The organism is Curtobacterium sp. ME-Dv--P-122a (assembly GCF_030209645.1).
Lineage (GTDB): Bacteria > Actinomycetota > Actinomycetes > Actinomycetales > Microbacteriaceae > Curtobacterium > Curtobacterium flaccumfaciens.
Genome location: NZ_JARVRO010000005.1, coordinates 136,591 through 159,260, shown reverse-complemented (window position 1 = coordinate 159,260; position 22,670 = coordinate 136,591). Strand labels below are relative to the sequence as shown.

Annotated in this window: 19 protein-coding genes and 1 tRNA gene; 3 read left to right on the top strand and 17 right to left on the bottom strand. The window is 71.8% G+C overall.

Annotated elements, in window-relative coordinates; all coding sequences use genetic code 11:
• Window positions 1–38: 38 nt before the first annotated feature.
• A complete protein-coding gene (locus QRN49_RS04410; protein WP_284754034.1) occupies window positions 39–1,238 on the bottom strand; it encodes a tRNA (adenine-N1)-methyltransferase in 1,200 nt (399 codons plus the stop codon).
• The gene (locus QRN49_RS04405; protein ID WP_253183650.1) at window positions 1,235–1,984 is read right to left on the bottom strand and encodes an HAD family hydrolase; all 750 of its coding nucleotides are present in this window, start codon (window positions 1,982–1,984) and stop codon (window positions 1,235–1,237) included. Before QRN49_RS04405 ends, QRN49_RS04410 begins: the two co-directional genes overlap by 4 nt.
• A 147-nt stretch (window positions 1,985–2,131) precedes the next feature.
• Here QRN49_RS04405 and QRN49_RS04400 point away from each other — a divergent pair, with 147 nt between their 5' ends.
• Window positions 2,132–3,055 (top strand): proteasome assembly chaperone family protein, encoded by a 924-nt coding sequence (locus QRN49_RS04400; protein ID WP_027465645.1) that lies wholly within the window; start codon window positions 2,132–2,134, stop codon window positions 3,053–3,055.
• A 359-nt stretch (window positions 3,056–3,414) separates the two neighbouring features.
• Here the strand turns inward: QRN49_RS04400 and mshC are convergent, their stop codons facing one another.
• The 3 genes from mshC to QRN49_RS04385 all read right to left on the bottom strand — a co-directional run bounded on the left by mshC (window position 3,415) and on the right by QRN49_RS04385 (window position 6,876).
• Window positions 3,415–4,659, bottom strand: coding sequence for a cysteine--1-D-myo-inosityl 2-amino-2-deoxy-alpha-D-glucopyranoside ligase (mshC, locus tag QRN49_RS04395; RefSeq protein WP_284754033.1), 1,245 nt, complete (start codon window positions 4,657–4,659; stop codon window positions 3,415–3,417).
• Window positions 4,656–5,486 (bottom strand): undecaprenyl-diphosphate phosphatase, encoded by an 831-nt coding sequence (locus tag QRN49_RS04390; RefSeq protein ID WP_284754032.1) that lies wholly within the window; start codon window positions 5,484–5,486, stop codon window positions 4,656–4,658. Before QRN49_RS04390 ends, mshC begins: the two co-directional genes overlap by 4 nt.
• Window positions 5,487–5,547: 61 nt before the next feature.
• Window positions 5,548–6,876, bottom strand: a complete 1,329-nt coding sequence (locus tag QRN49_RS04385; protein ID WP_284754031.1) for a M20/M25/M40 family metallo-hydrolase — start codon at window positions 6,874–6,876, stop codon at window positions 5,548–5,550.
• A 161-nt stretch (window positions 6,877–7,037) separates the two neighbouring features.
• Between QRN49_RS04385 and QRN49_RS04380 the strand changes: the two genes are divergently transcribed.
• Window positions 7,038–7,123: transfer RNA gene (locus QRN49_RS04380), tRNA-Leu, on the top strand.
• Between the two features lie 311 nt (window positions 7,124–7,434).
• On the opposite strand, the gene QRN49_RS04375 is transcribed toward QRN49_RS04380, so the two are convergent.
• From QRN49_RS04375 to QRN49_RS04340, 8 genes are all read right to left on the bottom strand, one after another.
• Entirely contained in the window at window positions 7,435–8,019 is a 585-nt protein-coding gene (locus tag QRN49_RS04375) for a CxxCxxCC domain-containing protein (protein ID WP_209081414.1), read from the bottom strand.
• A gap of 11 nt (window positions 8,020–8,030) precedes the next feature.
• On the bottom strand, window positions 8,031–9,170 hold the full coding sequence (locus QRN49_RS04370) for a zinc-dependent alcohol dehydrogenase (RefSeq protein ID WP_284754030.1): 1,140 nt from the start codon (window positions 9,168–9,170) through the stop codon (window positions 8,031–8,033).
• A gap of 142 nt (window positions 9,171–9,312) precedes the next feature.
• On the bottom strand, window positions 9,313–10,797 hold the full coding sequence (locus tag QRN49_RS04365) for an HD domain-containing protein (RefSeq protein WP_284754029.1): 1,485 nt from the start codon (window positions 10,795–10,797) through the stop codon (window positions 9,313–9,315).
• Between the two features lie 153 nt (window positions 10,798–10,950).
• Window positions 10,951–12,279, bottom strand: coding sequence for an NAD(P)/FAD-dependent oxidoreductase (locus tag QRN49_RS04360; protein WP_284754028.1), 1,329 nt, complete (start codon window positions 12,277–12,279; stop codon window positions 10,951–10,953).
• 32 nt (window positions 12,280–12,311) lie between these two features.
• The gene (locus QRN49_RS04355; protein WP_017887301.1) at window positions 12,312–12,521 is read right to left on the bottom strand and encodes a hypothetical protein; all 210 of its coding nucleotides are present in this window, start codon (window positions 12,519–12,521) and stop codon (window positions 12,312–12,314) included.
• A gap of 7 nt (window positions 12,522–12,528) precedes the next feature.
• Window positions 12,529–14,319 carry a DEAD/DEAH box helicase gene (locus QRN49_RS04350; RefSeq protein WP_111089390.1) on the bottom strand — a complete coding sequence of 597 codons (1,791 nt, stop codon included), beginning with the start codon at window positions 14,317–14,319 and terminating at the stop codon, window positions 12,529–12,531.
• A 185-nt stretch (window positions 14,320–14,504) separates the two neighbouring features.
• Complete coding sequence (gene dinB, locus QRN49_RS04345; protein ID WP_194621913.1) at window positions 14,505–15,749, bottom strand: DNA polymerase IV; 1,245 nt, start codon at window positions 15,747–15,749, stop codon at window positions 14,505–14,507.
• A 167-nt stretch (window positions 15,750–15,916) separates the two neighbouring features.
• Window positions 15,917–17,080, bottom strand: a complete 1,164-nt coding sequence (locus tag QRN49_RS04340; protein ID WP_284754027.1) for an acyl-CoA dehydrogenase family protein — start codon at window positions 17,078–17,080, stop codon at window positions 15,917–15,919.
• A gap of 23 nt (window positions 17,081–17,103) precedes the next feature.
• On the opposite strand from QRN49_RS04340, the gene QRN49_RS04335 reads away from it, so the two are divergent.
• Window positions 17,104–17,898: an SGNH/GDSL hydrolase family protein gene (locus QRN49_RS04335; RefSeq protein ID WP_071244716.1), complete on the top strand. Its 795-nt coding sequence runs from the start codon at window positions 17,104–17,106 to the stop codon at window positions 17,896–17,898.
• A 27-nt stretch (window positions 17,899–17,925) separates the two neighbouring features.
• Here QRN49_RS04335 and QRN49_RS04330 read toward each other — a convergent pair whose 3' ends face one another.
• The 4 genes from QRN49_RS04330 to QRN49_RS04315 are packed head-to-tail and all read right to left on the bottom strand — an operon-like array spanning window position 17,926 to window position 22,538.
• On the bottom strand, window positions 17,926–19,299 hold the full coding sequence (locus QRN49_RS04330; RefSeq protein ID WP_284754062.1) for a serine hydrolase domain-containing protein: 1,374 nt from the start codon (window positions 19,297–19,299) through the stop codon (window positions 17,926–17,928).
• A gap of 42 nt (window positions 19,300–19,341) precedes the next feature.
• Window positions 19,342–20,574 (bottom strand): D-alanyl-D-alanine carboxypeptidase family protein, encoded by a 1,233-nt coding sequence (locus QRN49_RS04325; RefSeq protein WP_284754026.1) that lies wholly within the window; start codon window positions 20,572–20,574, stop codon window positions 19,342–19,344.
• Window positions 20,575–20,599: 25 nt separating this feature from the next.
• Window positions 20,600–21,250: a DUF1097 domain-containing protein gene (locus QRN49_RS04320; protein ID WP_284754025.1), complete on the bottom strand. Its 651-nt coding sequence runs from the start codon at window positions 21,248–21,250 to the stop codon at window positions 20,600–20,602.
• Window positions 21,243–22,538, bottom strand: coding sequence for an amidohydrolase family protein (locus QRN49_RS04315; RefSeq protein WP_111055565.1), 1,296 nt, complete (start codon window positions 22,536–22,538; stop codon window positions 21,243–21,245). The genes QRN49_RS04320 and QRN49_RS04315 overlap by 8 nt, the downstream gene beginning before the upstream one ends.
• Between the last annotated feature and the right edge of the window lie 132 nt (window positions 22,539–22,670).

Here is a 22,670-nt window from a genome sequence, read left to right as displayed (position 1 = left end):
CCTCTTTCCGTTCGATGCAGGACGGGCACGCCGTCAGCCTACCGTTCGTCCTCGACGGCCCCGGACGGAGCCGCAGCGGCATCCGACGGAGCCGCAGCGACATCCGACGAAGCCACAGCGCCCTCGGACGGAGCCACAGCACCGTCCGCCGCCGACGACGCCTCGGCCGCCGCGACCTTGCGCGCCTGCGCCGCCGACTGCCGGGCGACCTTGCGGAGCTTCTTGTCGCTCGTCGCCCGCTCGCCCACGGCGCCGGGGGTCCAGGCCTCGATGTCCTCGTCCGAGAACTCCGCCTTGCCTGCGCGGCGCTTCAGGTTCGGCAGCACGGTGCCGTCGGCCAGGCGTCGTGCCGTGATGAGGAATCCGGTGTGCCCGACCATGCGGTGGTCCGGGCGGACGGCGAGGCCCTCGACGTGCCAGGTGCGCACCAGGGTCTCGCTCGGCATCGGGTCGGTGAAGCGCCCGGTGTCGCGCAGGGCCTCGGCCGTGCGGGACAGCTGCGTGACGGTCGCGACGTAGCAGACGATGAGTCCGCCGGGCACGAGGGCGTCGGCCGCGGCGTCCACGCACTCCCACGGCGCGAGCATGTCGAGTACGACCCGGTCGATGCTCTGCGGCTCGGTTGCGTCGGGCAGCGACTCGACCAGGTCACCGACGGTGACGGACCAGTTGTCCGGGACTGCGCCGAGGAAGGTCCCGACGTTGCCCTTCGCGATCGCCGCGAACTCCTCGCGGCGCTCGAACGACTGCAGCTGCCCGGTCGGGCCGATCGCGCGGAGCAGGAACAGCGACAGCGCCCCCGAGCCGACGCCGGCCTCGACCACGCGGGCCCCGGGGAAGACGTCCGCGAAGGCCACGATCTGCGCCGCGTCCTTCGGGTAGACGATCGCGGCACCACGCGGCATCGACATGACGTAGTCGTTGAGCAGCGGGCGGAGCGCGAGGTACTCGTCACCGGTGCTGGCCCGGATGACGGAGCCGTCGGGCTGGCCGATGACGTCGTCGTGCCGGAGCACCCCGCGGTGCGTGTGGTACTCACCCGCGGTCTCGAGCGACAGCGTCGTGAGCTTGCCCTTCGGACCGGTCAGCTGGACGCGGTCGCCGGCCCGGAACGGGCCGCGCGGCGGCGTGTGCGGCGCGCCGCCCGCGGTGTGCGAGAGGGCTGCGGTCGGGTCCGCGGTCGGACTGGAGGCGCTGCTCGCGTCCGCCTCGTCGCGTGCGTCGTCGGTGTGGCTCATCGGGTGACCCCTTCGGTGTCCGCAGCGTGCGCCGGGTCCGGCACCGCGCCTCCAGTCCGAGCAGCCAGTGCCGGCGTCGTCAACTCGACCAGCCGGTCGACGTCGACGCCCGCCAGGGTGGTCAGGTGCACGTCGCCGCCGGCGATCTCGGAGAGCGGGACGATGTGCTCGACGGCGACCGTGACGGCGCCGGAGGCGACGGCCGACGCGACGCCGGTGGCGGAGTCCTCGATCGCGACGCACGCGGTGGGCTCGACGCCGAGCTGCGCGGCGGCGGACAGGTACGCGTCCGGGAACGGCTTCGGGCGGTCGACGTCGTCGCCGGCGACGACGACGCGGAAGCCACGCTCGCCCAGGGCCTCGGCGGCGACGAGCGCCATCTTGCGACGGGACATCGTGACCAGGGCGGTCGGGATGCCGCGGGCGTGGAGCTCCTCGACGAGCTCACGGGCACCCGGTCGCCACGGCAGTTCACCGGCGCGCAGGTGCTCCATGACGTAGTCGGTCATCCACTGGATGATCTCCTCGACCTCCATGTCGACGCCCTTGGCGCGCAGGAGCTCGCCGGAGCGCTCGAGGCCGGACCCGACCAGGGACAGGCCGTCCTCGTGGGTCCACTCGGCGCCGTAGCGGTTCGTCAGGTCGACCTGGGACCGCTGCCAGATCGGCTCGGTGTCGATGATCGTGCCGTCCATGTCCCACAGCACGGCTGCGGGCGGGACGAGGGCAGGAGGATGCGCGGTCACGGGCGACGAGTCTACCGGGGCCGTTCCGCTGGGCGCGGACGCGCGCGTGCGCCGACACCCCCTGGGCCTACAGTGGATGCCTGAATCGTGTCCGGCCGGGGGCATCGCCCCCGCCCCGCTCCGCTCCACCACCAGGAGGTCCGCTCCGTGCCACAGCACTCCCCCTTCAGCGACGGTCGCTTGCTCGTCGTCGCCTTCGAGGGCTGGAACGACGCCGGCGAGGCCGCGAGCGGTCTGGCGCGTCGCATCGTCGAGTCGCTCGGGCTCGACGAGCTGCGCGAACTCGACGGTGAGCGGTACGTCGACTACCAGTTCAACCGGCCCACCGTCGGCACCGACGACAACGGCGACCGCGGCGTGCAGTGGCCCCGGATCGTGCTGCACGGCCCCGGTGCCGAGGGGCGTCCGGTCATCGGCGCCACCGGCTCCCCCACCGACCGTGACGTCTTCGTGCTCGTCGGCCCGGAACCCTCGCGCACCTGGCGGGGCTTCTGCTCGGAGATCATCGACCTGGCGGACGTCTACTCGATCGACGCAGTCGTCTTCGTCGGTGCGATGCTCGCCGATGTCCCCCACACCCGGCCGATCTCGGTGTTCGTGTCGAGCGAGAACGCCGGGGTCCGCGCCGCGTTCGACGTCGACAAGTCCTCGTACGAGGGCCCGACCGGCATCCTCGGGGTCCTCGCCGACGCGATGGACAAGGCCGGCCTGACCACGCTGTCCCTGTGGGCCTCGGTGCCGCACTACGTGCACAACTCGCCCTCGCCCAAGGCCACGCTCTCGCTGCTCGACAAGATCGAGGAGCTCACGGACGTCACGGTGCCGCGCGGCTCGCTGCTCGACGACGCCACCGAGTGGGAAGAGGGCATCGACGCCCTCGCCGCCGACGACGAGGACATGGCGTCCTACATCGGGCAGCTCGAGCAGGCGCGCGACACCGTCGACTCCCCCGAGGCCTCGGGCGACGCCATCGCGCAGGAGTTCGAGCAGTACCTCCGTCGCCGTGAGCGCAAGGACGGCAAGGACGGCGGCACCGCCGGTGGCGAGGGGCCGTGGCGGCCCCAGCAGTAGCCGTCACCCCCTGACGGACAGGAGGCACGGTGCCAGCTGGCACCGTGCCTCCTGTCCGTCGTGCGCGTGCGGTCACGACACCCCGCTCACCTCCGGCGAGTGGTCACGAACTGTCGGCTGCGGCCCGCCTCGGCGACAGTTTCGGACCCCTCGGCGGCGCGCACGCGACGTGTCGCGACCAGACGGCGGACGGGAGGCCCGGGGCGGCCCCGCCACGGGCCTCCCGTCCGGCGGCCGCGAACGGTCACGACGCCCCGCTCACGTCCGGCGAGTGGTCACGAACTGTCGGCTGCGGCCCGCCCGGGCGACAGTTCCCGACCCCTCGGCGGCGCACACGCGACGCGTCGCGCCCGCCGAGGTCAGGCCAGGCGGATGCCGAGCAGCGCGTCGATCAAGTCGATGAGCTCCGGCGTGCACGCCGTGCCACCGGCGATCGCCGTGTCGACCGCGGCGACGGCACCGGGGGTGTCGAGGTCGTCCGACACCCGCGCGCGGATGCGTGCCGCGACGTCCGCAGCGTCGTCGGTGTGCCCGGCCGAGGCTCCGGAGGCCCACGCGTCCCAACCGGCGAGCCGCGTCTGGGCGCTCATCAGCTCGGTGTCGAACCACTCCCAGTCGTCGGAGTACTTGTGCGACAGCAGCGCGAGCCGGATGGCACGGGGGTCGGCGCCGTCGTCGAGCAGCCCGCGCACGGTGACGAGGTTGCCGAGCGACTTCGAGATCTTGGTGCCCTGGTAGGCGATCATCCCGGTGTGCACGAACGCGTGCGCGAGCGGCTGGTGCGCAAGGGCAGCAGCGTGCCCGGCGCTCATCTCGTGGTGCGGGAAGACGAGGTCGCTCCCGCCGCCCTGCACGCTGATCGGCAGCCCGAGGCGGTCACCGGCGATGACGCTGCACTCGATGTGCCAGCCGGGGCGCCCGGGACCGATCTCGGTGTCCCAGGCCGGCTCGCCGTCACGCGCGGCGCGCCACAGCAGCGGGTCGAGCGGGTCACGCTTGCCCGGACGATCCGGGTCGCCGCCGCGTTCGGCTGCGAGGGCGAGCATCGTCTCGCGGTCCAGGCCGCTCTCGTCACCGAGGGCCCACGCGTCGGTGGGGCGGTTCACGTCGAAGTAGAGGTCGTCGCCCTCGGCGTCGTCCGTCGGGACCTCGTACGCGTAGCCGGACTCCTGCAGGAACGAGACCGCCTCGGCGACGCGCTCGACCTCGTCGGTGACGGCCACGAAGTCGTCCGGCGGCAGGATCCGCAGCGACTCCATGTCGCGACGGAACAGGTCGACCTGGGACGCAGCGAGCTCACGCCAGTCGACACCGTCGCGGGCGGCACGCTCGAGCAGCGGGTCGTCGACGTCGGTGACGTTCTGCGCGTACTCGACGTCGAGCCCGGCGTCACGCCAGGCGCGGCCGAGGGTGTCGAACGCCAGGTAGGTCGCCGCGTGGCCGAGGTGCGTGGCGTCGTACGGCGTGATGCCACAGACGTACAGCGCGGCACGGTCCTCGTCGCGGGCGGGGTCAAGCGGCTTGCCCGTTGCGGTGTCGTGGACGACCGGTCGGGGCGCGGCGCCGGGGACGTCGGGGACGGATGGGGCCTGCCAGGCCCTCACGGCTGGATCACTCCGAGCGACAACAACACGATGAGCACGATACCGAGTGCGATCCGGTAAACGACGAAGGGCATGAAGCTGCGCTTGCTGATGTAGTTCATGAACGCCGCGATCACGACGAACCCGACCACGAACGCGACGACGGTCGCGATGAGCGTGTCGGCGAGTCCGAACGGCGAGCCGTGGTCGCCGAGGCTCGTCGCGGCCTCGTAGAACCCGGACAGGAACACCGCCGGGATCGCCAGCAGGAACGCGAACCGCGCGGCCGCCGGACGGGCGTACCCGAGGGCGAGACCCATCGACACGGTCGCGCCGGAACGGGACACTCCGGGGACCAGGGCGAGCATCTGCGCCAGGCCGATGAGCAGACCACCGCGGAACGTCATCTGCTCGATCCGGCGCTCCTTGCGGCCCACCCGGTCGAGCACCCCGAGCACGACACCGAACACGATGAGGACGATCGCGACGATCCAGAGGGACCGGAACGTGGTCTCGATCGAGTCCTTGAGCAGGAGCCCGGCGACCCCGATCGGGATCGTGCCGAGGATCACCAGCCAGCCGAGCCGGACGTCGGGGTCGCCCTTCGGTACGTCACGCTTGACCACCGACCGGAACCACCGCCCGATGATCCGGGTGATGTCCTTCCAGAAGTAGATGAGCACCGCGGTCTCGGTGCCGAGCTGCGTCACCGCGGTGAAGGCCGCGCCGGGGTCCTTCGCGTCGGGCAGGAAGAGCCCCACGATGCGCAGGTGCGCGCTGGAGGACACTGGCAGGAACTCGGTGAGCCCCTGGACGAAGCCGAGGAAGATCGCCTCGAGGATGTGCATCGCACGGGCCTTTCGGGGGAGGTCGGTCAGGGCACCGCCACGACGGCGACCATGAACAATATCAGTACGTGGCGAGCAGGTCGCCCAGCACCCGCCGACCGAACGCCAGCGAGTCGAGCGGCACCCGCTCGTCCACGCCGTGGAACATCGCGGGGAAGTCGACACCGGCCGGCAGCTGCAGCGGCACGAACCCGTACCCCGCGATGCCGAGCGTCGAGAGCGCCTTGTTGTCGGTGCCGCCGGACAGCAGGTACGGCAGGACCGGTGCGCCCGGGTCGTGCCGGCCGAGGACGTCGCGGACGGCGTCGACCAGCGGGCCGCCGAAGTCCTGCTCGAGCCCGATGTCGCGGAACGACATGACCACCTCGACGTCGGGTCCGGCGAGCTCCCGCACCCGTTCCAGCACGGACTCCTCGTCGCCCGGCAGGCAGCGGATGTCGACCAGCGCCTCGGCGGCGTCGGGGATGACGTTGTGCTTGTAACCGGCGGTCAGCACGGTCGGGTTCGACGTGGTGTGCAGCGCGGCGTGGATGAACCGCGACGCCGAGCCGGTGGCCAGCGCGACCTCGTCCGGGCCGGTCACCGTCGGGTCGACCCCGAGGAACCGCGCCACCTCGGCGACCATCGCGTCCGTCGTGGCCGAGAGGCGGACGGGCCACTCCTCGCTGCCGATCCGGGCGACCGCCGCCGCGAGCTTCGTGACGGCGTTGTCGCGGATCACGTGCGAGCCGTGGGCAGCGGTGCCGCGCGCGATCAGCTTCACCCACATGAGCGCCTTCTCGCCGGTCTGCAACAGGTAGGCGCGACGGTCACCGAGCGTGATCGAGTACCCGCCGACCTCGCTGATCGCCGCCGACGCCCCCGCGAAGACCTCCGGGTGCTGGTCGACCACGTGGTGGGACCCCAGGACTCCCCCGGCCTCTTCGTCGGCGAAGTACGCGATCACCAGGTCACGCTCCGGCGCACCGTGCTGTTCGATGACGTCCGCCAGCGACGTGAGCATCATCGCGTCCATGTTCTTCATGTCGACGGCGCCCCGACCCCACAGCGACCCGTCCTTGACCACGCCACCGAACGGGTCGACCGACCAGTTCGCCGGGTCGGCCGGCACGACGTCGAGGTGCCCGTGCACCACGAGCGCCGGCTTGTCACGGTTCCGACCGGGCACCCGCGCCACGACGCTCACCCGGTCCGGCTCCGACTCGAACAACTGCGGCTCGAGACCCAGCGCGCGGAGCTTGTCCTCGACGTATTGGGCAGCCTCCGTCTCACCACGGGACTTCCCCTCACCCCAGTTCGTCGTGTCGATGCGGATGAGGTCGCGGGCGATCGCCGCGGTGGCCTCGAGCTCGGGCACGGACTGCGGCTCGGAGGGCTCCGGGTTCGTCATGGCTCCACGGTATCGGTCGGCACCGACCCCGTCGCCGAGGCCGGACACGCAGGACTCGCCCGGGATGCGCGACCGTGTTCATCGCGCGTTCAGACCCGTGCTAGTGTCTTCTCTCGGCAGGAACGCCGGGTTCAACCCGGGAAACAGACACCAGACACCCTGTCCGGGTGGCGGAATTGGTAGACGCGCTAGCTTGAGGTGCTAGTGCCCGTATTAGGGCGTAGGGGTTCAAGTCCCCTCTCGGACACAGGAAATGCGTGCCCCCTGACCTTTCGGTCGGGGGGCATTTTCTGTTGTGTCTTCCCGGCGAGTGCCGCCATCGCTGCGCTCAGGGCGTCACCGCCTCGTCGCCACCTCGCTGCGCTCGGGGCGTTCTCCGTGCAACGTCGGTGCGCGGGTGGACGCGGGACGTGCGGACTGGAGGCGTGGGGCGGGGCCGCGGCGCGCCTCCAGGCCGGAACATGCGCACGTCGCAGGCCGGTGCGAGGTTGCGCACTCCGTGTGACGGAAGAAGGTCGCACCGAGTGAGCAACGCCGCACGGGACGGCCCGCGCGCGGTCAGCGCGAGCGGCGCACCCGCCGCACCACCAGCACGACGGCGCCGAGCGCCGCCAGCCAGCCCCAGTTCGCGACCACCGGGTCGAGCACCTGGTGCCGCCAGTCCGACCGACTCGACCCCAGGCGCGACGCAACGGGGTGGTTCCCACGCTCCGCCGCGACACCGGTCTCGCTGATCACCCGGTCCGGCCGACCCCGCAGCGCATCGGTCACCCGGTGTGTCGCGACGTCCAGGCGGTCCCCCACGACGAGCAGCATCCAGTGCGCCAGGCGGCCCTCGCTGAACCGCCGGTAGGCGTACCGCCGGACCATCCCGGAGACGCCGTGCAAAGGCTGCGCGGTCCCGAACACCGGCGTCACGTGGGCGTGCTCGATCGAGCGCTCCCGGCCGTGCGCACCGTCCTGCTGCGGCGGGCGGTCCCAGTGGGCTCCGGTAGCCGAACCGGCCTCGCGTGAGAGCTTCGGGACGGACGGCCGGTCCGCCGGGTCGAGGTCGCTCCCCCACCCCGGGATGCGGGCACGGAGCTCCTCGGAGGACGGCACCCGACGGGGTGGATCGGCGATGTACGGGGTGTGGTCGGACATGTCGGGCCTCCTCACGGCACGACGACGGTCTTGATGCAACCGTCGAGCTTGGACGAGAACAGGTGGTAGCCCTCGGCGATGTGCTCGAGGGGGATGCGGTGCGTGATGATGTCGCTCGGCTTGAAGTGCCCCGCCTGGATGTGCTCGAGCAACCGCGGCCACTGGCGCTTCACGTGCGCCTGGTTCGTGTGGATCGTGACGCCCTTGTTCATCGCGTCACCGAACTTGACCGCGCTCGGGATCGGCCCGTACGCACCGACCGCCGAGACCGTGCCGCCCTTGCGGACGCCGTCGATCGCCCAGTTGAGCGCCGTCGGGGCCCCGCCCTGGAGCTTCAGCTTCGAGGCGGTGACCTGCTGGGTGAAGTTGCCGTCCGCCTCGGCTCCGACGGCGTCGATCACGCTGTCCGCACCGAGGAAGTCGGTCTGCTTCTTCATCTCGAGCACGACGTCGTCGACCTCGGCGAAGTTGATCGTCTCGGCGTGCGCGAAGCTCCGGGCCTTCTCGAGCCGGTACTCGAGCTGGTCGACGACGATCACCCGGCCGGCTCCCATGAACCACGCCGACGCCGCGGAGAACAGTCCGACCGGCCCGGCACCGAGCACCACGACGGTGTCACCCTCGCGGATCGACGCCAGCTGCGCCCCGAAGTACCCGGTGCTCAGCGCGTCCGTCATGAGGAGGGCGTCGTCGTCGTCGAGCCAGTCCGGGATCACCTGCGGTCCGACGTCGGCGAACGGCACCCGCACGCGCTCCGCCTGCCCGCCGTCGTACCCGCCGGTGGTGTGCGAGTACCCGTAGATCCCGCCGACCGCGGTCGCGTTCGGGTTCACGTTGTGGCAGTTCGCGAAGAGTCCGCGGGCGCAGAACCAGCACGTCCCGCAGAAGATGTTGAACGGGACCATCACGCGGTCCCCGACCGACAGGGTCTCGACGGACGAGCCGATCTGCTCGACCACCCCGATGAACTCGTGGCCGAACGTGTGCCCGACCCGGGTGTCGGGCATCATGCCGTGGTACAGGTGCAGGTCCGACCCGCAGATCGCGGCCCGTTCCACCCGGACGATCGCGTCGTTCGGGTGCTCGATCCGGGGATCCGGCTTCTCCTCGACGCGGACCCGGTACGGGCCGCGGTACGTCATGGCGCGCATGGACGCTCCTCTCGTTCGTCGCGTCCACGCTGACGCGCGCCACGTTGGAACGGCCCCAGGACCGCAGATCGTGGACAGGCGGTGGGCGTCCGCACCGACGGACGGGAGGCGCGGTGCCAGCTGGCACCGCGCCTCCCGTCCGTCACCGGCGTGCGTCGACCGCTCGGCGCAGCCACGCGCGGGCTCCGGCGACGTCATCGAAGACGCCGTCGTCCTGCGCCGCCGCGGACGCCACGAGGAGTTCGCGGAACACCGGCCCCGGGGTGAGTCCCGCGTCGACGAGGTCGCGGCCGGACAGCAGCCGTACGGGCCGACGCGCGACCTGGTCCCGGAGCGCGACGTCGAACCACGACCACGCCGAGGACCGACTCGCCCCCGGACCACGCCCCTGCGAGTCGGCTTCGCACACCCGGGCCCACGACTCCATCGCGGGCAGGGAGGATCCGAGCCGTCGGAACAGCCGCCGAGCAGCGGGAACGGACGGTGGCGCGCCGTTGGACGAGTGCGGGACCATGTGCTCGCGAACGAGCGGGACGACCCGCTCGACGATGTGGCGTGGCGCGCCGAGGCGACCGAGCAGCGCTGCTGCTGCCGCAGCGCCGGACACCTCGTGGCCCAGGCTGCGGATCCGGACCGCACCTGCGTCGTCGGCGAGGACCTGCGTGCCGGAGCCGGCCTTCCCCAGGTCGTGCAGCACGGCGGCGAGCACGATGACCACCCGGTCGTCACCCCGGATCCCGTCCGCGGTGCAGGCGCGGGCGGCAGCGTCCCCCGCCGCTCCGATGTGGACCTGCACGGGACCCTCCGGGTGCCACCGGGGGTCCTGCGGCACGTCTCGGACCGCGGCGAGCTCGGGCAGGTGTCGCTCCCAGCCGCTGTCGTGCAGCGTTCGGAGGGCAGCCGACACGTGGTCGCCGAGTGCCAGCTTGCGGATCTCGGGCCAGATCCGCCCGGTGGCGATCGACTCGAACCGCGCCGCGAGCGACCGTGCCAGACACAGCGTCGCGGGGTGCACGGCGAAGTCGAACCGGGCGACGAGCTGCACGGCACGCAAGACCCGGAGCGGGTCCTCACTGCAGCGTTCGGAAGCGTGCCGCAGCACGCCGATGACGGCATCGTCGATCCCACCGACCGCGTCGAGGAACACGTTCGTGCGGGGGTCCCAGGCGACGGCGTTCACCGTGAAGTCCCGACCGAGGGCGGACACCGTGACCGGATCGAGCGCACCGGACTCCGCCGTCACTGCGACGTCGACGCGGGATCCGTCGAGCACCACCTTGAGGACCGGGAACCCCGCACCGGCCTCGACGACGATCGCGCCGGCCGCACGCAACGCTCCGACGACCAGATCGGTCCTGGTGCCGTGCACCTCGACGTCGACGTCACCGGTGGTGGTCGGTCCGCGCCCGGCTTCCCGGAGCAGCGCGTCGCGGACTGCTCCGCCGACCAGGGAGGGCTGCCCGATCCCGCCCAGGACCTCGAGCACCGTTCGGGCTCCGGCGTCGAGGCCGAAGGCGCGGAGCGGGTCGGCCGGACCGGGGCACCGGTGGACGGTGCTGTCGTGACGCTCGGCGCCGCATCGGAGGCACGATCGGACGGAGGAGGTGGTGGTGGTGGTGGGGCGCACGTGTCGGTCGACTTCCGGGACCTCGCCGCCGTGGGCGCCGAGGGAGTCAGTATGCCGGAGAGCGGCAGGTGGGTGCGAACGCACGTGACGGACGGACGGGAGGCGCGGTGCCAGCTGGCACCGCGCCTCCCGTCCGTCCGTCCGCGGACGCGTCTAGCTCTTCGACGCCTCGACGAAGTTGCGTCGCGGGTCCGTTTCCTTGATGAGCGAGGTCGCGTCGCGACCCGACACGGCACCGGTGATCCAGCCGATGATGATGCGGGCCTTCCGGTTCAGGGTCGGCATCGCGTACACGTGGTACGCGCGGTGCGCGAGCCACGCGAGCAGGTTGGTCATCTTGATGCCCTTGATGTTCGCGGCACCCTTGCCGACACCGTACGACGCGACGGTGCCGATGGAGGGGTGACGGTACTCCTCGAGCGGCTTGCCGGTGATGGTCGCGACGATGTTGTCGGCGGCCACCACGGCCTGGCGCACGGCGTTCTGCGCGTTCGGCGGGTAGAACGCCGGCTGCTTGTCGGCGGTCAGGTCGGGCACCTGCGCGACGTCACCGAGGCCCCAGACGCCCTCGACGACCCGGTGGGTGTCCTCGGCCTCGACCTGGAGCTTCGCGTTCGCGGCGAGGTGGCCCTTCGGACCGCGCGGCAGGTCGGAGGCGTCGAGGAGCGGGTTCGGCTTGACGCCCGCGGTCCAGACGAGCAGGCCGGTGGCGAACTCGTCACCGTCGGAGAACTTGACCACACCGCCCTCGGCGCTCGGCATGGTGGTCTTCAGGCGGACGTCGATGCCGCGGGCGCGGAGCGACTCGAGCGTCCACTTGGACAGCTCCGGGCCGACCTCGGGCGCGACGCGGTCGAGGGCATCGATGAGCACCCAGCGGGGCTGCTCACCGGCGAGCGACGGGTAGGTCTTGATGGCAGCCTGCGACACGTCGAAGAGCTCACCGATCGCCTCGACGCCGGTGTAGCCACCGCCGACGAAGACGCTGGTCAGCAGACGGCGACGCTCGTCCTCGTCACGGGTGGCAGCGGCCTTCGCGATGTTGTCGAGGAGCTTGGCGCGCACGTAGGCGGCCTCTTCGACGCTCTTGAAGCCGACGCCGTACTCCTCGAGCCCGGGGGTCGGGAAGGTGCGGGTGACGGAACCGAGGGCGACGACGAGGTGGTCGTAGCCGAGGGTGCGGTCGTCGCCGCCGGCGGTCGCGATCGAGACGGTCTTGTCCGCCGAGGAGATCGCGGTGACCTTGCCCTGGATCACCCGGGTCTTGCGCAGTGCACGGCGCAGCTCGACGGTGACGTCCTTCGGCGCGATGTGGCCACCGGCGACCTCGGGCAGGAACGGCAGGTACGTGTAGTAGGTGTTCTGGTCCACGAGCGTGATGCGCATGGGCACCGTGGCCGCGTGCTTCTGGAGCTGCTTGACCGTGGTGTAGCCAGCGGAGCCGCCGCCGAGGACGAGGACGTGAGGGATCGAGTCTGCCATTCCTCCGGTCTACCGGACTTTGGCTTGGCGCGTCATGAGTTCCGCGGCCTGTCGCGGAGCCGCCACCACGCGGTCTCGGCCAGTTCGGGCCCCGTGAACACCCCGTGCGGGGTGCGGCGGGACTCGGTGAGCGAGAAGCGGCGCAGTCGGTAGCCCCCGCCGAAGCGGTCGATGATCGCCTCGGGTGACGCCTCGGGGTCGCGCTTGACGTACCAGGTGCGGTCGTCGACCGGCTCGATCACGCCGCCGTCACCGTCGTCCGCCGATGCGGGAGCGCAGGATGTCGATGCGCTTCTGGATCTGCTCGATGCTCGCCTGCGCCACGGCCGGGCCACCGCTGATCCGTCGGAGTTCGGCGTGGATCGATCCGTGCGGTTCGTTCGAGTGGCGGGACCAGATCGACACGAGCCGGGCGAGCTCGGTGCGCTGCTCCTTGATCGTCATGTACATCGGTCGGTCGGGCTCGGGCGGCTTCGGCATGCCGTCCTTGGCCGTGCGGCCCTTGGAACGCTTCGCCTGCGTCGCCTGTCGCGCGCGCAGGAGGTCGCGCACCTGATCGGGTTCGAGGAGCCCGGGGATGCCGATGAAGTCGAGCTCCTCGAGGGAACCGACCTCGCCGCCGGTGCCGAACTCACCGCCGTCGTAGAGGACGCGGTCGAAGGACGCCTGCGAGTCGAGTGCCTCGAACGGCTGGACCTCGAGCAGGCTCTCGGACGCGCGGTCTTCCTTGTTGGCCTCGGCGACCATCGCGTCTTCGGGGTTGTACATGCCGTCGTCGGCGTCCTTCGGGCGGTCGAGGGCGTGGTCGCGCTCGAGCTCGAGGGTGGCGGCGAGGGCCATCAGGCCGGGGACGCTCGGCAGGAAGACACTCGCGGTCTCCCCGCGGCGACGGGCACGCACGAAGCGGCCGATCACCTGGGCGAAGAACAGCGGCGTGCTCGCGCTCGTGGCGTAGACCCCGACGCAGAGCCGTGGGACGTCGACGCCCTCGGACACCATGCGGACGGCGACCATCCAGCGCGAGGTGTCCTCGGCGAACGCGCTGATGCGGCTCGACCCGGCGGCTTCGTCGGACAGCACCACCGTGGGACGCTCCCCCGTGATCTGCTGCAGGATCCGGGCGTAGGCACGCGCCGTGGTGGTGTCGGTGGCGATGACCAGGCCGCCGGCGTCGGGCACACCACGACGAACCTCGGTCAGGCGCTTGTCGGCCGCGGAGAGCACGGCCGGCATCCACTCGCCCTCGGGTGACAGCGCGGTGCGCCAGGCCTGGGCCGTGATGTCCTTCGTGACCTGCTCACCCAGGGACGCCGACATCTCGTCGCCCATCCGGGTCTTCCAGCGCATCTGGCCCGCGTAGGCCATGAACAGCACCGGGCGGACGACGCCGTCCTTCAGCGCTCGGCCGTAGCCGTAGTTGTAGTCGGAGATCGAGGTGCGGATCCCCTGCTCGTCGGGGGCGTACTGCACGAACGGGATCGGTGCGGTGTCGGACCGGAACGGGGTCCCCGACAGCGAGAGCCGGCGGGTGGCGCCGGAGAACGCCTCTCGGATGCCGTCGCCCCACGTCAGGGCGTCGCCACCGTGGTGGACCTCGTCGAGGACGACCAGGGTGCGACCGCCCTCGGTGATGCGCTTGTGCACCTCAGGGTTCATGCCGACCTGGGCGTAGGTGATCGCGACGCCCTGGTAGTGCCGGCCGAACATGCCGTCGCCGTTCTTGAACATCGGGTCGATCCGGATGCCCACACGGTCAGCGGAGTCGGCCCACTGGCGCTTCAGGTGCTCGGTCGGGGCCACGACGACGATGCGGTCGACGGTGCCGCGGGCGAGGAGCTCGGTCGCCAGACGCAGCGCGAAGGTGGTCTTGCCGGCGCCGGGGGTCGCGGCCGTGAGGAAGTCGCGGGGTTCCTTCTCGAAGTACTTCGTGAGCGCTTCGATCTGCCAGGCGCGGAGCTTCGAGGCCGTGCCCCAGGCGGCCCGGTCCGGGAACGCCGGCGACAGGTGCTGGACGGCGGAGTTGCCGGCCGCTTCGGCCAGGGCCGCGGCGTCGGCTTCGTCACGGGTGGCGTCACCCTGCGCCTGGGTTTGGTGCGCCTGGGTTTGGTGCGTCGGCGACGATCCGCCTGCGCCGGACTGGTCGTCACCCGACTCCGCCCACAGCGTGGCGGGCTGCTGGTCTTCGTACTCCGCTGCGCTCACTGAACCCGATTCTACCGCCACCGTCAGTCCTGCCGAGCGTGCGGGACGCCGCCGTCAGGAGTCCGGCGGACCAGGGATGCCGGTCGCAGCACGCCGGCGCCGAAGCGTGCGGCGACCGCGTCGACCGTGGTCTCGGTGTCGCGCCACGGCGCGTCGTCGTCCCACAGGGCGTTGCTCGCGGCCGCGGGCACGAGGTTCTCGCCGCGGACCCCGATCAGCCGGATCTGGTTGCCCGGTCGGTGCAGCACGTCGTACAGCTCGACGGCTTCGCGGTGCAGGCGCTTCGCGACGTCGGTGGGCTCCGCCAGGGTGCGCGACCGGGTGAGGGTGGTGAAGTCGGTGTACCGGACCTTGAGCGCCACGGTCCGGGCCTGCACGTCGGCCTGGCGCAGGCGGACGGCGACCTTGTCGGCCAGGCGCAGGAGTTCGCGGGCGACGTCGTCGCGCTCGGTCAGGTCGCGGCCGAACGTGACCTCGTGCCCGATGGACTTCTCGCCGACGCCGGTGTCGACCACGCGGGGGTCGCGACCCCACGACAGGTCGTGCAGCCGCTGCCCGCCGGCCGGGCCGAGTGCCGACACCAGCGACCCGAGCGGGGTGTTCGCCAGGTCGCCGACCGTGCGGATGCCCCGGCGTTCGAGCGTCTCCTGCGTCTTGCCGCCGACGCCCCAGAGCGCGGACACGGGCTGCGGGTGCAGGAACGCCACGGTGTCGGCGGCGGGCACCACGAGCAGGCCGTCCGGCTTCGACCGGCTGGACGCGAGCTTCGCGACGAACTTCGTCGATGCCGCGCCGACGGAGCAGTGCAGACCGGTCTCGGCGAAGACCGTGCGGCGGATCGCCTGGCCGATCTGCCACGGGGTGCCGTACAGGCGGAGGGCGCCGGCGACGTCGAGGAACGCCTCGTCGATGCCGAGGCGCTCGACCCGCGGGGTGAACCGGTCGAAGATCGCCATCACCGCGGCGGACTTCGCACGGTACTTCTCGAAGTGCGGCTCGACGATGACGGCGTTCGGGCAGCGTCGCTTGGCGACGGCCATCGGCATCGCGGAGTTGACCCCGTAGCGACGGGCTTCGTAGGTGGCGGCGGTGACGACGGAGCGGTCGGAGTCGTGCCCGACGATGACCGGCAGCCCCACCAGGTCGGGGCGGTCGAGCAGTTCGACGGAGGCGAAGAAGGCGTCCATGTCGACGTGCAGCACGGTCGCCGAGACGTCGTCCACCGGTGCGTCGGAGACGAGGCGGTTCCGTCCGTCCTGCTTGCTCACACCGAGATGATGCCAGGCACCACCGACATCGCCGCGCCCGAGGCCGATCGCGATCGGACGGTGCGAGGTTCCGCACGTGGTGCGAGGGAGCGCGGATGCCACCAAATGCGGAACCTCGCACTGGAGCGCCCCGGAGCGCAACGCCTCGCACCGTACGAGCGCAGCGCTCAGCCGAGCGGACCGAGCACCGACGCGGCGATCGTCCGCGCCGCGGAGTCCCGCGACGACGGGTGGTACTGCCCCGCCCGGACGTCACGCGCCAGCCGCGCCAGCTCGCTCGACGACCGGAACGCCGAGCCGCCGACGACGCGCATGGCCTCGTCCACGACGTGCTGCGCGGTGTCCACCGCCCGGGCCTTCGTGCCGACGAGCAGCGGGAACCAGCGGGCTCCGAGGTCGTCGAGCTCGTCGACCGACCGCGCCAACGAGTCGACCTGCAGCGTGATCGCGTCGACCGCACCGCGCAGGTCGGCGATCGCCCGGCGCACGTCGGGGTCCTGCGACCGCGGGGTGCCGTCGGCCCCGGTGCGCCCCGCCACGGCGGCCGTCGCGAGCGTGATCGCCCGCTCCGCGACCCCGGCGTACACCGAGGCGATGAGGAGCTCGAACGACGCGAAGATGCCGAACACGAGCGGGTCCTGGTTCGGCCCGACCGGCAGCGACCGGACGATGCGGTCGGCGGGGACGTGCACGCCGTGCAGCTTCGTGGTGCGGCTCTGCGTCGCGCGCATCCCGAGCGTGTCCCAGTCGTCCAGGTGCTCGACGTCGCCGTCGGACCGCAGGACGAACCCGTGCACGAGCCGTGGCTCCGGCCCCGAGGTGTCCTTGCCGAAGACGCTCATGACGTCCCACGCCGGTGCGAGCGACGTGAAGACCTTCGTGCCGGTGAACCGGTAGCCGCCGTCGCCGTCCGGCTCCGCCGTCGTCGACGAGTCGAACAGCACGGCGTCGTTGCCGGGTTCGCTCACCCCGAAGGCGAGCAGGTGGTCGTCCGCAGCGTGGTCGGTGACGGCCTGGAGGAACGACTCGCCTCGCGCACGGACGGCGCGGGCCGCCTGCACCCACACCTGGTGCATGCCGAGGCCGAGTGCCGTCGCCGGTGCGGCCTGGGCGAGGGCGCGCTGCACCCGAGCGGTGGCGCGGAGGTCGAGGCCCGCCCCGCCCTGCTCGACGGGCACGCCGATCCGCAGGTAGCCGGCGGCGCGGAGGTCGTCGAGGTCCTCGGTGCAGAACGCGTTCGCGGCGTCGTAGCCGGGGGCTCGCTCGGCGATGCGGTCAAGCATCTCGTCCGGCACCGACCAGCCGACGGCGTCCGTGTTGGCCTTCGTCATGCCACGAGACTAGGGTCCGGGACGTGTCAGATCGTCATCCTTGGACCAGGTACGTCGCGATCGGTGACTCGTTCACCGAGGGCATCGGGGACCCCGACCCCACCGTCCCGGGCGGCAACCGCGGCTGGGCGGACCGCGTGGCCGAGGTGCTCGCACACCAGACCGACGACTTCGCCTACGCGAACCTCGCGATCCGCGGGCGGTTGCTGCAGCAGATCATCGACGAGCAGGCCGAGGCCGCCGTCGCCCTCCACCCGGACCTCATCACGGTGTCCGCCGGCGGCAACGACATCATCCGCCCCGGCTCGGACCCCGACGAGCTCGCCGAGCGCGTGGACCGGCTCGTCGCCGACCTGCGCCGCGACGGAGCCACCGTCGTCCTGTTCACCGGCCCGGACGTCGGGATGACCCCGGTGCTCGGCATGGTCCGCGGCAAGACGGCGATCTACAACGAGAACCTGCACGCCATCGCCCTGAAGCACGGCGCCCTGGTGGCGAACATGTGGGCACTCCGGGTGCTCCGGGACCCGCGGATGTGGGCCCCCGACCGGCTGCACCACTCCCCGATGGGCCACTCGACGATCGCCGCGGCGGTGCTCGACACCCTCGGTGTGCCGCACGGGCTCGAACCGTTCAACCCGGACCCGCTCGAGGCGCGGCCGTGGCGTGAGGCCCGCGCCGAGGACCTCGGCTGGGCCAGGGAGTACCTGGTGCCGTGGGTGGTCCGGCGCATCAAGCACACCTCGTCCGGCGACGGGGTGTCGGCGAAGCGGCCCGAGCTGCAGATCGTCACCGAGCACCCCTCCGACACCCCGTAGCCAGACGCCCGTCCGAGTCCGCGCAGGTCAGTCCGCCGGGCGACGGAGCGTCATCGGACCGTCGTGCAGCGGCTCGGTCTTCCACTTCGCCCCGACCGTGCCCGCGTCGAGGTCGACGCGCAGGTGCAGCAGGTGCGGGGTCTCCAGGAAGCGGACCGCGACGAGCACGCTGCCCTCCGGCTCGGTGGCCGCGCTCGCCGCGAGGGCGCCCTCGACGGCCCACCGTCCTTCGCCGAGCGGCACGGACTCCGACCGGCCGTCGTCGGTGATCGTCAGGCGGATCCCGTCCGCACCTCGGGCGAACGTGACGGCATCGAGGATCCCGCGGGGACGCGACCGGAGCTCGACGTCGGCGAGGTGCTCCGGAAGGCGACCTCCCTGTACCGGGGACAGTCCCAGGGAGGTGAGCCGGGCCTCCAGGGCGGATGCCGAGGACGCGTCGGACGTGCGGTCGACGGCGGGCAGCAGGTGTTCCCAGACCGCGTCGAGGACGGCCTGCATGTCGAGGCTCTGGCCGGTCATCGCGAGCACGACGTCCTGCTCCGGCAGGACGACGCAGAACTGGCCGTAGGCACCGTCGCCGCGGAAGCCGTGGCGGGCCATCCAGAACTGGAAGCCGTAGCCCTGGGACCAGTCGGGGTTGACCTCGTCCGGGTTGGCGACCTGCGTGCTCGTGGCCTGCTCGACCCAGTCGGCGTCGAGGATCCGCTCGCCGTCCCAGACGCCGCCCTGCAGGTACAGCTGGCCGAGCTTGGCGACCGCGTCGGTCGGCGCGTAGCACCCGCTGTAGCCGAGCTCCGCGCCGGTGTCGTCGCGGCGCCAGGCGAGGTCGTCGATGCCGAGCGGGTCGAGCAGGTGCGGGCGGAGCCACGCGACGAGGGACCCGCCGGTCACCCGCCGGACGATCTCGGCGAGCGTGTACGTGCACGGCTGGTTGTAGGCGAAGACGGTGCCGGGTTCCTCGTCCGGCGGGAGCAGCAGGAACCCGCGCACCGTGTTCGTCGGGTCGAGGGCCTGGGCGCGGTCGATCGTCTCCTCGCGGTGGCCGCTCGCCATCGCGAGCAGGTGCCGGACGCGGATGCGGCGGCTGCGTTCGTCGGTGACGTCGGCGTCGAGCTCCGGGAAGTACGACAGCACGGTCGCGTCGAGGTCGATCAGGCCCGCCCGGACGGCGATGCCGACGCCGGCGGCGGTGAAGCTCTTGCTCAGCGAGTAGAGCAGGTGCACGCGGTCCGCGGCGTAGGGCTGCCACCAGCCCTCGGCCACGACCTGGCCGTGCCGCAGCAACATGATGCTGTGCGGCTCCACGCCAGGCGTGGACTCGAGGGCGTCGAGCAGGGCGGTCACGCCGCCGGGATCGATGCCGAGGGCGGCGGGGGTGGTCCGGGGGAACGTCGTCATCGTCGTCACCCGACCGACTCTACGGTCGGCGGACGACGGGCGTCACGCCCCCTGGAACGGGTTCGTCCAGCGCCACCAGACGCCGGGGTCGTCGATCGTGCGTTCGAGCACGAGCGGCACCGTGACCGGGTCGTGGTCGGAGATGCGGAACCGCACCTGCCCGACCCGCTCACCCTTCGTGCCGAAGGTCACCTGCTCGAGCTTCGCCTTCGCGGTGACGGTGGTCTTGCCCCACACGAGCACCTCGGCGGCCTTCGTCGTGACCGCGTCGGCCTCGTCCTGCCACGGGGTCGAGAAGGTGCCGAACGTCTGCCCCTGGTGCGTGAGCGTCACCACCTGGAAGTTGTCCGCCACGGACCGCAGCAACCGCTGCACGTCGACGTCGAGGGAGTCGTGGTCGACACCGCCGAGCATCACCCCGACGACGGTGACGTCCTTGCCACCGCGCTCGTACGTCGCCGCGAACAGCAGACAGGCGCCGGCTTCGTCGAGGGTGCCGGTCTTGATCCCCTCGATGCCGTCGAGCCCGAGGAGCTTGTTCGAGTTCTCGATCTCACCGACCGTCGGGATCGTGACGTCCTGGGTGCCGACGATGTCCTTCACCACCGGGTTCGCCAGCGCGAGCTGCCCGAGCTCGACCAGGTCCGTGGCGGTCGAGGTGTTGTCCGGGTCGAGGCCGGTCGGCTCGTGGATCGTGGTGTCGTCCAGGCCGTGTTCGTCGAGCCAGTCGTTCGCCGCGCGCTCGTAGGCGGCGATCGACCCGAAGGCCCAGATGGCGAGGGCGCCGGCGTAGTTGTTCGCCGACTTCATGAGCATCACCTGGAACGTCTGGTGCTCGGTGAGCTTCAGGCCGGCGGGCATCGGGGCGACCTCGCCGTTCTGCGCCGCGTACTTGGCGTACAGGCCCTCCATCTGCTTCGTGAAGCGGATGGAAGGGCCGGACTCCCCCGCCGCCATCGGCTTCTCGTCGAGCACCACGAGCGCCGTGACGACCTTCGTGATGCTCGCGATCGACCGGGGCTTCGTGTCGCCGCTGGTGCGCAGGCTCTCCGGGAAGTCCGTCGCTTCGACCGCCGTCGCGCCGTACCCCGGGAAGCTCAGCGCCGGGACGGTCGTCTTCGGTGCCGAGTACGTGGTGGTGCTGGCGCTCGCCGGGCCGAACGGCACGACGGCCGCGGCGACGAGGTACCCGGCCACCAGGAGCAGGACGGCGACCACCGAGATCGTGACCGGCCTCCGGACGGCGGAGCGGGGGCGGCGGACGACTCGTGACACGGGACCCGAGCGTACCGGTCCGCTCCTAGGCCGAGGCTGCGACCGGCTGGTCGGGCTGGCGTTCCGGAGCAGGAGCCGGGGTCGCTGCGCCGCCGGCGTCGGTCGCGACGACCGGGTCGGCCGAAGCGGCCGGGTCGGACGAGCCTGCCGAACCGGCCGAGCCCGTCGTGTCGGCCCGCGCGAAGGTCAGGCGTCGGGACAGGTAGGCGAACACCGGCCCGAGCGCGTTCATCAGCACGACCGACACCCAGGCGGCCCAGGCGTTCCCCGGGTCGAACCCGAAGCCGCCGAAGCAGGTCGCGAAGAACGAGGCGAACCCGAGGAACATCCCGGGGACGAGCCCGAACAGCCTCGTGCGACCGGTGTACATCAGGGCGCAGTTCACGACGAGGATGAGCAGTGCCAGCACGGTGTTCTGCGCCGCCTGCCCCTCGCCGAACAGCGTGCCGAACCGCTGGTCGAGCAGCACGATGACCAGGCCGAACGCCGAGCCGATCGGCATCGCGGCCCACAGGCGCGTGGCGTTCCGCAGCGTCGACTTGCTGCCGAGCAGGAACATCCCCGCCCAGCTGATGAAGATCGCCCAGGTCGGCAGGTGCAGGGCGTTGCCACCGATGAACGCCGTGGCACCGGCCAGGACGGAGGCGACGATCTCGTGCGGGATCCGTTCACGCATGGCTGAGTTCCTTCGATCGGTTCGTGGTGCGGCTGGTGGTGAGGCGGGTGGTCCGGGTGGTCTCGGCGACGACCCGGCCTCGCTTGACGACCAGGGCGCGGTCCGGCCGGTCGAGCAGGACGCCGTCCGGGTCCGTGGTGGAGAGCACGACGAGGTCGGCGGCGGCACCGGGCCGGATGCCGTGGGTGTCCGCGACGCCGACGACCTCGGCCGCCCCCGTGGTGGCCATGGCGAGTACCCGGCGCAGGTCGTCCGGGCCGGACAGGTGCCCGGTCTGCGCCAGGAGCAGCCCGACGTCGAGCAGGTCGGCGTTGCCGAACGGGGTGAAGGCGTTCCGGACGTTGTTCGACGCGTACGCGCTCGTGACCCCGGCGTCCCAGAGTTCGCGGACCGGCACGACCCCGCGCCGCACGTCGTGGTCGTCGGACCGGCCGCCCAGGTGCAGGTCGGTCGCGGGCAGCGGCACGACGGCGACCCCGGCTGCGGCCAGACGGTCGAACAGCACCCGGCGCTCGCCGCGGGGCAGGCTCGCGACCGAGGTCACGTGCCCGAGCGCCACCCGCCCCTGCAGCCCGCGGGCGGTCACGCGGTCGGCGATGTGCCCGGCGAGCGCGTACCGCGGGTCGGAGGTGTCGTCGGCGAAGTCGGCGTGCAGGTCGGCCGGCACCCCGAACTCCTCGGCGAGGTCGAGGACGGTCTCGACGTGCTCGTGGCACGCGGCGAGGGTGTGCTCGTTGTAGGTGCAGCCCCCGATGACGTCCGCCCCCGCGGCGAGCGCCTGGCGGAGCAGCGCGAGGGTGCCCGGTGCCTTGGCGATGCCCTCCTGGGGGAACGCGACGATCTGCAGGTCGAGGGCGTCCCGGTACTCGTCGCGCAGGTCGAGCAGCACCTCGACGCCGGTGAGCCCGACGATCGGGTCGACGTCGGGGTGTGCGCGGACGAGCGTGGTGCCGTTCGTGATGGCCTGGTCGAGCAGGGTGCGGGCGCGGTCGCGGACGGTGGCGTGGGTGAAGCCGCGCTTGAGCTCCCCCGTGACGGCGATGGCGCCGGCGAGGGTGCCGTCGGGGTTCGGGCGTTCCCGGTCGAGCAGGGCCTTGTCGACGTGCAGGTGTGCCTCGATGAGCCCGGGGATGAGCACACGTCCGGCGCAGTCGACCACGCGAGCGGAACCAGCGGGAGCGGCGGCACCGGGCAGCGCATCGGCCACGCTGACGATCACGCCGTCGGCGATGGTGACGTCGACGGATCGACCGTCGGTCAGCCGTGCGTTGGTGAGGACCAGGTCCACGTCGAACCCCTCTTCTCAGTCGGTGCGGGTGGGACGTGCTCCACCATTCGCCCGCCGTGTTTCGGCTTCCGACGCCGCGTGTGACGGCCGTGTAAAAGATGGTCGTACCAATGAACCAAGCAGACCAACCGG

Coding starts and splice junctions, on each gene's coding strand:
- QRN49_RS04340 (WP_284754027.1), bottom strand. CDS start 17,080: ATGACGAAGGCCAACACGGACGCCGTCGGCTGGTCGGTGCCGGACGAG.
- QRN49_RS04410 (WP_284754034.1), bottom strand. CDS start 1,238: ATGAGCCACACCGACGACGCACGCGACGAGGCGGACGCGAGCAGCGCC.
- QRN49_RS04375 (WP_209081414.1), bottom strand. CDS start 8,019: ATGTCCGACCACACCCCGTACATCGCCGATCCACCCCGTCGGGTGCCG.
- QRN49_RS04330 (WP_284754062.1), bottom strand. CDS start 19,299: ATGACGACGTTCCCCCGGACCACCCCCGCCGCCCTCGGCATCGATCCC.
- QRN49_RS04370 (WP_284754030.1), bottom strand. CDS start 9,170: ATGCGCGCCATGACGTACCGCGGCCCGTACCGGGTCCGCGTCGAGGAG.
- QRN49_RS04320 (WP_284754025.1), bottom strand. CDS start 21,250: ATGCGTGAACGGATCCCGCACGAGATCGTCGCCTCCGTCCTGGCCGGT.
- QRN49_RS04390 (WP_284754032.1), bottom strand. CDS start 5,486: ATGCACATCCTCGAGGCGATCTTCCTCGGCTTCGTCCAGGGGCTCACC.
- QRN49_RS04360 (WP_284754028.1), bottom strand. CDS start 12,279: ATGGCAGACTCGATCCCTCACGTCCTCGTCCTCGGCGGCGGCTCCGCT.
- QRN49_RS04385 (WP_284754031.1), bottom strand. CDS start 6,876: ATGACGAACCCGGAGCCCTCCGAGCCGCAGTCCGTGCCCGAGCTCGAG.